This is a genomic window from uncultured Lactobacillus sp., from assembly GCF_948948975.1.
GTDB lineage: Bacteria > Bacillota > Bacilli > Lactobacillales > Lactobacillaceae > Lactobacillus.
Genome location: NZ_CARBVX010000040.1, coordinates 1 through 3,607 on the forward strand (window position 1 = coordinate 1; position 3,607 = coordinate 3,607).

The 3,607-nt window shown below is 31.2% G+C and carries 3 protein-coding genes; 1 reads left to right on the forward strand and 2 read right to left on the reverse strand.

All coding sequences use genetic code 11. The features are described from left to right. A partial coding sequence (locus tag Q9R40_RS09475) for a DUF2971 domain-containing protein (RefSeq protein ID WP_304677420.1) occupies positions 1-1,258 on the forward strand: 1,258 nt, incomplete at its 5' end. A gap of 180 nt (positions 1,259-1,438) precedes the next feature. Here Q9R40_RS09475 and Q9R40_RS09480 read toward each other — a convergent pair. Beyond that, positions 1,439-1,687 (reverse strand): hypothetical protein, encoded by a 249-nt coding sequence (locus Q9R40_RS09480; RefSeq protein WP_123482999.1) that lies wholly within the window; start codon positions 1,685-1,687, stop codon positions 1,439-1,441. A gap of 196 nt (positions 1,688-1,883) precedes the next feature. Then, positions 1,884-3,080, reverse strand: coding sequence for a hypothetical protein (locus tag Q9R40_RS09485; RefSeq protein WP_304677421.1), 1,197 nt, complete (start codon positions 3,078-3,080; stop codon positions 1,884-1,886). Positions 3,081-3,607 lie beyond the last annotated feature (527 nt).

Genomic DNA, 3,607 nt, shown 5'->3' on the forward strand with positions numbered 1-3,607 from the left:
TAGGAATTTTGTTAAAACTTCAATAATTAATGGCAATTTGGGCTCTATTGCAGAATCATTACAAGTAGAAATAAGATGTTTTCAGGAATATGCTAAAAAAATAGAGAATAAATTGAAGGAGAATGGTCTTGATTATGCTATCAATGATGATGATAGTAAAAAGGATTTATTTATAGTACGCAAGGAATTTTATGTAAATGAGAAACCATTCATTAGATTAACATTAAAATTAGGTAATTCAACTATCTTTTCAGATGATATTTGTGAAGCTGATAAATTTAAATTGGAAATTGATTGTTTAGATGAATATTTTCAAAATAAGACAAATCGTCTAAATGACAATAATAACCTAGATAATGTGCTATTATCTGGAGATCAAGAAAAGAAAGTTGAGATAGCTAAACAAATTAATAAGGTTTTTAAAGCAAATATATCAGAAGAAGATATTCTATTTGATATGTGTGATGAATGTTATTTTCTAAAAAAGGAAATAGAGCGTAGTCTTTTGAAGGAAATATTGCCAGAAAGAGTAGAACCTGATTTTGTATTGTATAAATACACGTCATTTGAAACATTACAAAAAATCCTTGACAATAAAAGTGTCTTAATGAATTCAATCGTTTCAATGAATGATAAGACAGAAACAGATTTTATGAAACCTTATTTACATAATGTTAAAGGTTCTAATGATATTCCGGAATTAGATGTTTGTATATCTGCAAGTAGGAAATTCATAATATCTTTTACAGCCAAAGAAGATAATTTGGATATGTGGCGATTTTATGGAGATAATGCTAGAGGAGTGAGCATCGGTTTTAAATTTACGCCTAATAAGGGTAAGGTTTATAAAATTAAATATGTTGATGAGAATGATAAAACATTGGTAAATATAAAAAAAGTGTTGAAGCGTTTAAAAAAAGACCTTAATTTTAAATTTGAACAACTGATTAGATATAAGCATTTTATTAAACATAAGGATTATGAAACTGAAGAAGAATATAGATACTTGGAAAATTCAAGAAAACCTATAGGATGGTTTATTAATGATTCTAATGGAATATTAACTCCATTTATTTCAAAAAATATTTTTACAGAGCAAAATGAAAATGAAAAATTCCCATTTTCTCTGTCAAAAATTATAGTAGGTCCAGCTATGCCTGAGCGTGCTGTAAATATATGTCAAATTTATTACAGACTCTCATTTTGTGCTACTAATGATGTAGAATTGCAAATTAGTAAGATAGAAAGCTATAGATGAAAATCATAGAATAATAGTGATTCATGCGTATCGCCTGTTTCACTTGTTTCGCTTGTATCGGTTGTTTCGCCCCCGATACAAGTGAAACACCGAAACAAGCGAAACAGATGAATCACTCTGAAACGGTTACATTATACAACAAAAATCAAGATTATACTAATAAGGTTATGACTTATACTTTCAATCTTGAATATTCAGCTCTTCAATGCCAATGGTATAGCCGTATCCATCTTCATTACGCCACTCTTGACAGTTCTCAACGTCAACCAGCACCTCTCCATCCCAGCCTTCGAAATACTTTTGAGCATTTTCAATCTCCTCCGACATGGCTTGCTTAGCCTTAGAATAGTCAGTAAACGCACGGTGCCCATCAATAGGACTCTCATCTGATATTTCAATCAGCACAGTCACAAGAAAAATCTTCTTCATATCATTTTATTTTAAAAGTCATCTAATTTAAGGTTTAAAGTTTATGGTTTATAATCTTAAATTTTGTATAATGAAAAGATTCGTGGATTTCCGTGAATCTTAAATCTTAAATTATAAACTATAAACGGTACAAATTGTACGACCACTGAAGTGCAGCTTGCGAAACTTCAGTTATTTGATATATCAAGATTAGAGATCAAAGAGTATAATGTTCACTACAGATATTATAAAAAGGACAATTCTTCAGTTTTTTCTCCTTAGGAAGATCTTTTACAAATTTAGACTCAAGAATTGCTATCTCTCCCTCAGGATCGGCACAAGGACGGATTTTTGCAATCACATGTGTCTTTACATTCAACCTTCCTTCTTTATAACATATTTGACAAGTTCGATTCATTATACTATGCCATCTGAACACATGTCCGAAATCATTACATTGGAATATTGCTAAATTATCTACACAAAACTGTTGTCCGATGACTTCATGTGTAAAATAATCTATTAGGCAAGGACTCTCTAAAGTTTCTTTAGGAAAAAGTGCTCTCCATTTTTCCCAAACTTTACGCCATGCTTTAGTGTTCAGATTATCAAAATATTCATATTGATTGCAGAAAATATCAAAAAAATCTGATTCTAATGGTATTGCAGTAGTTAAAATGCCAGTACGCAAGGCAATCTTTATTGTGTTGACATTGCTTGCAACATCTATTTTTTCAAAGCCAAAGATATCTTTCCAAACTCCAAGCATAACCATATCCCGGATAAACATGTCTGCTGTTTTCTTTCCATATCCGATATTGCACTCAATCAACGCATCTCTTAATTTAGAAACATCATTATCAAAACACTTTATCAATTCTATGGGTGAACATCCATGTTCCATTACAAAGGAAGCAATCCCTTTTGCATACTGGTTGCGTTTATCTGTCAGAGAACGTTGACTTATTCCAAGGGTCATGACAAACTGTTCAGGGTCATCGGCAATAATCCTTTCATCAAAAGAGGATGGATCATCTATGAATTTATCCGAAATCTCCTTAAAGTCCAAAGAATCTCTAAAATCTTGATTTGCGGTAAACAGCTTGATTCTACAAATGTCTTCATTTGAAAGACCATTTCTATTCCAATCTTTTTTAAACGCATTTCCGCCAGTCAACGAATAAATATCATGAAGTGCCACTGCCACTTTTTCGCAAACAGAATCATTGATTTCACATCCAATAATTTGTTCATAATTATTATGCCAAAATTTTAGAAAGTCAGAAAAGTTGGCATATTCCTTTTCCAATACTTCAATTGAAACAATACCACCATATCTGGTATTTTGAAACTTATTGATAAGTTGCACAATTTTTCGTGCGGCATAAATATCAAAGGTAGTGTTAGCTTCCATAATGCCTTTGATGGCATTGACAAGATTATTGAACTCGTTCATGTATTTTTAAAATTTGTTATAAAGCTATTGATATTTGTAATATTATAAATTCTTGGAATATAAAGATATGCTCTGTCATTTCCATAAATTTAATAATATTACGAATGTTGTTTAATATGAAATTAATTAATTAGCAGTGCTGATTAAAAGATACTATTGGGATGTCTCTTTTGTTAACCCTGAGAGGCACCCCATTTAGGGTGCATTCCATGTGAGCTATTTCGTACCCCGCATGTCCGCTTCGCTCCCATACGGGGTTAACAAAAAAGTCACCGCTTTGCGGTGGAGATTGTATGTTATTAACTCTATTAGACACTTATTTAAGTTAAAATGTAAATTTATATCATCTGATATATTTTCTTAAATAGAAAGCACAGAGGAGTAATTAATTTTCAAGTGCGAAATTACTATTGTCAACTGCCATAATTTGGCAGCTGATTCTTAAAATTATCTAATTTGATTTAATACTTTGATATATCGGAAGA